Origin of the sequence: Photobacterium salinisoli, assembly GCF_003614885.1 — a bacterium.
In the GTDB taxonomy this organism is placed as follows: Bacteria; Pseudomonadota; Gammaproteobacteria; order Enterobacterales; family Vibrionaceae; genus Photobacterium; species Photobacterium salinisoli.
Genome location: NZ_QZMS01000010.1, coordinates 1 through 667 on the forward strand (window position 1 = coordinate 1; position 667 = coordinate 667).

Annotated in this window: 1 protein-coding gene; it reads left to right on the forward strand. The window is 51.9% G+C overall.

Features of this window, described 5'->3' with window-relative positions; all coding sequences use genetic code 11:
• Positions 1 to 116 precede the first annotated feature (116 nt).
• On the forward strand, positions 117 to 667 hold a 551-nt coding region (locus D6M16_RS11035; protein WP_240435595.1), incomplete at its 3' end, for a major capsid protein P2.

Below are 667 nucleotides of genomic sequence, written 5' to 3' on the forward strand. Positions count from 1 at the left end.
CACAAAGTCATGCTGATCACTGTGGTGGTCACTTTGCTGATCATTGCAGTGATTAACAATGTGTCTTCACTGAAGACGCTGAAAGAAACAATTTACGGCGACGGGTGGTTTTAATCATGAATGTAGTAGCAGTTACCCCAGAAGCGCAGGCGCAAGCCTTAGCCAATTACAAATACGAAGGCGTTAAGCAGCTGAAACTGTCGAGCTTTAGCGGTGTGACTTATAACGGTCGTTCAACGCTGACTATCCCGACAGGCCAGACGTTTGACTCGTTCATGTTTAACACCAACCTGCCGTTAGAGCGGCTGGAAATCACGTTCCGCCTGAACAGTAACGCGTTTATCAGCGGTATTCCGGCGACCTTCTTCCGTACGCTGGAGCAATACAAACAACTAGATGTACCCGCGGCGCTCGCCCCGCAGGGTGAACAGGTCTTTATCGTGTCCTTTGCCGATTTGTCCTTGAAGCTTAAAGACGGCCAGCAACTGACCTCACTGGTCACCATGCTGGGTGAGTCACTGCAGATTCAAGTTGATATTGCGGCCAAGCAGGACGGCGACCCGGACAGCCCGACTCTTGAAGTCATTGCTGAGACCAACAAGCCGCAGGCGGTGCGTATGTATCTGCCGCGTCTGGAGCGTTTGCAGATTGATATGCCCGCGCAGGG